Raw genomic sequence first — 5,136 nt, forward strand, 5'->3', positions numbered from 1 at the left:
CGGAACGCCGTTCAAGGCGGTTTCCGCCTTAAAAGACTTCCCGGCCATATTCCGCATGTTTCGATTGGCTTCAATATGCAAAGGTCTTTTCTTGTTGGCTGTTGCACCGGCCGGATCTTGCATTTTCGGCCAAAGGCCTGGGCATTGCGGTTGCGCGGCTTGTCAAAAAGAGCCCTTAAAAAGCGATGCACCCGGGGTGGTTCAAGACCACCCCGGGTGCATTCTAATTGACACTTGTTCGGTTCCTGCGGCCCTTACGGGCAGGCAACGCGGTAGGGGTTGCCGTTCTGGTCATAGGCAACGCAGTTCTTGGGCGTGGTGGCAGAGCCGATGATGGCGCCGCCTGCTGCACCGATTGCAGCACCAGCCAATGCCGGGCCGGCCCCGCCGCCTGCTGCCGCACCGACGATCGCGCCGGTCGTGGCCCCAAGGCCGCCACCGACCAGAGCACGGTCACGCTGGCTGTCAGACTGGCAGCCGGCCAACAGAAGGGCAGCTGCCCCGACAAAAACAAGCGACTTCATTTCACTTCCTCGTTTCATGGTGCCCTTTGGTGACGGGCAACAGTGTGATGGTTTTTACGGGCACGCGACCCGGTAAGGGTTACCGTTCCGGTCATAGGCAACGCAGTTTTTCGGTGTCGTGGCCGAGCCGACGATTGCGCCGCCGGCACCGCCAATCGCGGCCCCTGCAAGCGCGCCGCCAACATCGCCGGTTGCCGCCGCGCCGATGGCCGCACCGGTTGCAGCGCCGAGACCGCCGCCGACAAGGGCGCGATCACGTTGGCTGTCGGATTGGCAAGCGGTGAGAAACAGACCCGAAGCAAGGATTACAAACAGTTTTTTCATAACGATGGGCTCCTCAAAAACGTTAGGACATCCATGAAAGCGCTAGTGATTGTTAAATCCGGCAATGCAGCGTGATCATTGCCGCCGGGCCGGGGTTAAGCTTCAATTGCAGGTTAAATCCGTTCTTCATATACGGCAATGGCTTGCCGTATATTTCCCGAGCTGGACGCAACGTTTTGCCCCATGCGCCTCTTCGTTCCTCGTGAATTCTGACATGAGCGCAATGAAACCAAGACCTGCGGCAAAAATACGGCGAACTCAAACAGTTATATCTTCAAGGCGTGGAGAAGTCCGCGAGTGGAGGCATCTTTGGTCTCTGCTGACCGGTTGCCTTGCACCATCGGCAAAAGGGCTGTGGCCAGTTCCTTGCCCAGCTCGACGCCCCACTGGTCGAACGAGTTGATGCCCCAGATGATGCCCTCGACAAAAACACGATGCTCGTAAAGGGCGATCAGGCGGCCAAGCGCAAACGGCGTCAATTGTTCGTGAACGAGGGTGAGCGACGGACGGTTGCCCGGAAACACCTTGTGGGGCGCAAGCGCATCAAGATCTTCGGCGCTGTGCCCGTTTTCCGCCAACTGGCTTCTGGCTTCGTCGAGTGTCCGGCCGAGCATCAAGGCCTCGGATTGTGCAAGGCAATTTGCGATCAGCAGGTCGTGATGGTGCTGCAGGTCTTCCTCGTGTCCCCTGGCTGCGATGATGAACTCGCACGGGATGACCGACGTTCCCTGATGCAGCAGCTGATAGAACGCATGTTGGCCATTGGTGCCCGGTTCGCCCCAGACAAGCGGTCCGGTGTCCATATCGACGGGATCTCCGCCCTTCATGACGCGTTTGCCGTTGGATTCCATATCGAGCTGCTGCAGATAGGCCGGAAGCCGGGACAGACGCTGGTCGTAGGGCAGGACCGCACGGGCGGGGTAGCCGAGGACGTCCCGGTGCCAGATGCCGATCAGGCCCAAAAGCACGGGCAGGTTCTGGTCGAACGGGGCCTCCTGAAAGTGCAGGTCCATGACATGGGCACCTTCGAGGAAATCGGCGAAGGCGTCAGGACCGATTGCGATCATCAATGGCAGTCCGATCGCCGACCAGATGGAATACCGGCCGCCAACCCAGTCCCAGAACCCGAACACCCGGTCTTCCTGAATTCCGAATGCCGAGACCTTGTCAAGCGCCGTGGAGACGGCTGCAAAGTGATCCTTGACCGCTTCTTCCCCCAGTTTCTCCGCAATCCATTTGCGGGCCGTTTGGGCATTGGTCATGGTCTCGATGGTGGTGAAGGTCTTGGAGGCAACGATGAACAGGGTTGTCTCCGGATCGAGGCCTTCCAGCGTGTCGGCGATATGAGCGCCGTCCACATTCGAGACGTAATGCAGGGCTGGCCCGTCATGATAAGGCGCAAGCGCAAGAGTGGTCATCGCCGGGCCGAGGTCCGAACCGCCGATGCCGATATTGACGACATCGGTAAAGGCCTGGCCGGACGTGGAGGTCAGTTCTCCGGAACGCACCGCTTCGCAAAAGTCGGCCATGGCGCCGAGCACGTCCCGAATGCCGGGCATGACATCCTCGCCGTCGACAAATACCGGCTTGTCCGAGCGGTTGCGCAGGGCCGTGTGGAGGACCGCACGGTTCTCCGTCACGTTGATTTTTTCACCTGCAAACATGGCATCGCGCTGGCCGTCCACATTGGCGGCTTTCGCAAGCTGGATCAGGCGTTCGCGTGCAAGTTCGTCAATCTGGCACTTGCTGTAATCAAGCAGGAGATCGTCCAGCCGGGCCGAAAAGCGGTCGAACCGGTCCGTGTCGGACACGAACAGGTCCCGCAGCGTTTGTTGCTTCAGGCGGGTGGCGTGATCGGTCAGAGAAGCGAGCAGATCTGAAATTGTCACGGATGCCTCCGGCTAAATATTGAAACATGGTGCGGCCAGACTGGTCAGCGCCACGCGGCCTTAACACATATTGGTTTCGCAGGGGAGGCCGCTTGGGCATCGCTTCGGCAGGAGCCGAAGCAGCCCCGCCTTTTTTTTAAGATATTGCCCATTTTGCTCGAAGCATGTCCGCCCGCCGTTCTCAGGGAGGGCAGGGTGAATTCAAACGCGAAGTGCAACACGATACCGGCTGTTCAAAGCGAAGCGCAATTTTTCAGGGAAAGCTCTTGCAGGCAAAATGTGTCTATCGAAGCTGGCTCGCGATTTCGGGACAAGGGATCAATTGTCAAGCGCGCCGCAATGCGGTTTCAAACCCATGACAGTCAAACCCTTGTGGCGAAGCGGACCTTGCTGCCTTGTTGATGCACTTCCCGTCTGAATCAATCAGGTTAAGTTTGTTGTTTAATGGTTCTGATGAATTATTTGTAATAAATCAAAAGCAAAATATTAATCTGAGCATCAGATCTCTTATCCATCCGTCTCTTTGTCGAGTTGAATCCCGCTGGAGGTGCGCAAATACTTGCCGAGCCTGTTTTATCATCAAAACGGCTCTGCAGGGAACCGTGTCTGCCTTTACCGGGCATTGTGCGACCGCGACGACCGGTCTTTTTAGTAACTCGGTTTGCTCAAAGGTCCCATGCTTGAGTTTCTTGCTGCCGCCTTTTTTCTGCTGATCACCCCGGGTCCCGGCGCTCTGTCCATTGCCGGCGTCGGGGCCGGTTTCGGAATGCATGCGGGCTTCCGCTACTTCGCGGGTCTGCTTATCGGGTTCAATTTGGTTGCCCTTTCAGTGGTCCTGGGTTTGGAAGGAGCCGTGATGTCGGTCCCGGTCTTGCGGACCAGTCTTCTGATGGCGGCGACGGCCTACCTGCTATTTGTTGCCGCGAAAATCGCGTTCTCCGGTTCCAGAGTGGCTATCGTACATCCTGAACGCCCTCCCGGGGTGGTCGGAGGTTTGGCCCTGCAGGCAATCAACCCGAAAACCTATGCGGAGCTCGGCGCGTTTTTCGTCGGGTTTGCCATCTACCCGCACGCGCCCGTTACAGAAACTGTCGTCAAGCTGCTGATCATAAACGCGGTTTGGATCCCCGTACATCTTGCCTGGCTGGTTGTCGGGGCAACCCTGCACAAGCTTGATCTGACGCCTCGGGCACATGCGTGGATCAATGCGGTCATGGCAGGACTTATGGTGATTGCCATAGCCATCGCGATTACGGCCGAGTTTCGATGACAGTTCAATCCCTGGTGGTGTAATTGCCAGTAATAGTTATGGTTGAAAATGTTTTAAAAATGATGCATCAAATTCCGTAATATAGTGGGATTTGAAGTGAAAAAGGGGCAAAGCATGGACTCTCTGGCGCACCTGCAGGACAAGGATGGTGCCAGAGAGACGGTTCTTGTATTTGATCCCGAGAAATTACTTTGCATCTCTGGAGTGCTTGGCAGCGTAAGCCAGTGGGGCGGCCAATTGGCGTCTGGTGATATCCACATGCTGGGCAAGACGATTGCCTTGCGGATCGGAGACGAGCCCCGTTTGGTCAAGGCCGAAATAATGGCGGTTAAGAAAGATACTGCTGCCATCATTTTCACCATTAAGACACAGCCAGTGGCGAACAAGCGCATGGAACGGCGAAACGATGTGTCGATGCCGGTCTCGATTACAGATGGGTCCGGGCAGATCGAGATCTCCGGCACTATCGTTGATGCGGGAGAAAACGGCTGCAGGATCGTTGCCGAAGGATTGGGCTCTCTTCCGGAACACGTGCTCCTGAACTTGCCCAGATTCAAGGGCCCGCTTCGGGGGCAATTTGCCTGGAGAACGCAGACTTCTGGCGGCTTGAAGCTTGACTGGAGCGAAGTCTCTTCCTGACAACCGGCATGACACCGATTGGCATCGTCATCAGTTGTTCGTCTCGCCATAAAAATCGACGTGAATGTGGTTGCCGTCTGGATCATGCACATTCACCTGGACAATGCCGTCGCCGGGAACCTTGCCCAAACGGTAGGGGGTGCCGGTGCTGTCCAGTTTCGCCAGAAAGCCAGTTTTGCCCCGGGCTGCAAACGCGAAATGCTCGATTTTCGGATCCTTGCCTTCCGGCGCGGTGCCGACCCCGATCAGATGAACGACCGGCGTGCCGGAAATGCAAAGCCACGCGCCGGGAAAGGGGAAGCCGGGCCTCTCACCCAGCTGCATTCCGAGCACATCGACATACCATGCCGTCATCTCCTTGAGATTTGCCGTCCGGATGTTGACATGATCGAGCCTGATCAATGGCATGTTAAGACCTCTGCATATTGAAGCCAATCGGAACATGCATAATACGGCCTAACGTCACAAAAGTGGCGATGACGCCATAAGG

The 5,136-nt window shown here is 56.9% G+C and carries 6 protein-coding genes; 2 read left to right on the forward strand and 4 right to left on the reverse strand.

What is annotated here, in order from left to right; all coding sequences use genetic code 11:
* Nucleotides 1–254 precede the first annotated feature (254 nt).
* From E1297_RS04410 to pgi, 3 genes are all read right to left on the reverse strand, one after another.
* Nucleotides 255–524, reverse strand: coding sequence for a bacteriocin (locus tag E1297_RS04410; RefSeq protein WP_155134387.1), 270 nt, complete (start codon nucleotides 522–524; stop codon nucleotides 255–257).
* A gap of 54 nt (nucleotides 525–578) precedes the next feature.
* Nucleotides 579–848, reverse strand: a complete 270-nt coding sequence (locus E1297_RS04415; protein WP_155134390.1) for a glycine zipper domain-containing protein — start codon at nucleotides 846–848, stop codon at nucleotides 579–581.
* 266 nt (nucleotides 849–1,114) lie between these two features.
* Entirely contained in the window at nucleotides 1,115–2,731 is a 1,617-nt protein-coding gene (pgi, locus tag E1297_RS04420; RefSeq protein ID WP_368669459.1) for a glucose-6-phosphate isomerase, read from the reverse strand.
* A 682-nt stretch (nucleotides 2,732–3,413) separates the two neighbouring features.
* Between pgi and E1297_RS04425 the strand changes: the two genes are divergently transcribed.
* Nucleotides 3,414–4,007 (forward strand): LysE family translocator, encoded by a 594-nt coding sequence (locus tag E1297_RS04425; RefSeq protein WP_155134393.1) that lies wholly within the window; start codon nucleotides 3,414–3,416, stop codon nucleotides 4,005–4,007.
* 114 nt (nucleotides 4,008–4,121) lie between these two features.
* Entirely contained in the window at nucleotides 4,122–4,646 is a 525-nt protein-coding gene (locus tag E1297_RS04430) for a PilZ domain-containing protein (RefSeq protein ID WP_155134396.1), read from the forward strand.
* Nucleotides 4,647–4,676: 30 nt separating this feature from the next.
* On the opposite strand, the gene E1297_RS04435 is transcribed toward E1297_RS04430, so the two are convergent.
* A complete protein-coding gene (locus E1297_RS04435; protein WP_155134399.1) occupies nucleotides 4,677–5,054 on the reverse strand; it encodes a VOC family protein in 378 nt (125 codons plus the stop codon).
* Nucleotides 5,055–5,136 lie beyond the last annotated feature (82 nt).

The organism is Roseibium sp. RKSG952 (assembly GCF_009711355.1).

What these genes read in the sequence shown, in the direction of transcription:
- E1297_RS04430 (WP_155134396.1), top strand. Translation starts at nt 4,122, where the DNA reads ATGGACTCTCTGGCGCACCTGCAGGACAAGGATGGTGCCAGAGAGACG.
- E1297_RS04425 (WP_155134393.1), top strand. Translation starts at nt 3,414, where the DNA reads ATGCTTGAGTTTCTTGCTGCCGCCTTTTTTCTGCTGATCACCCCGGGT.
- E1297_RS04415 (WP_155134390.1), bottom strand. Translation starts at nt 848, where the DNA reads ATGAAAAAACTGTTTGTAATCCTTGCTTCGGGTCTGTTTCTCACCGCT.
- E1297_RS04410 (WP_155134387.1), bottom strand. Translation starts at nt 524, where the DNA reads ATGAAGTCGCTTGTTTTTGTCGGGGCAGCTGCCCTTCTGTTGGCCGGC.
- E1297_RS04435 (WP_155134399.1), bottom strand. Translation starts at nt 5,054, where the DNA reads ATGCCATTGATCAGGCTCGATCATGTCAACATCCGGACGGCAAATCTC.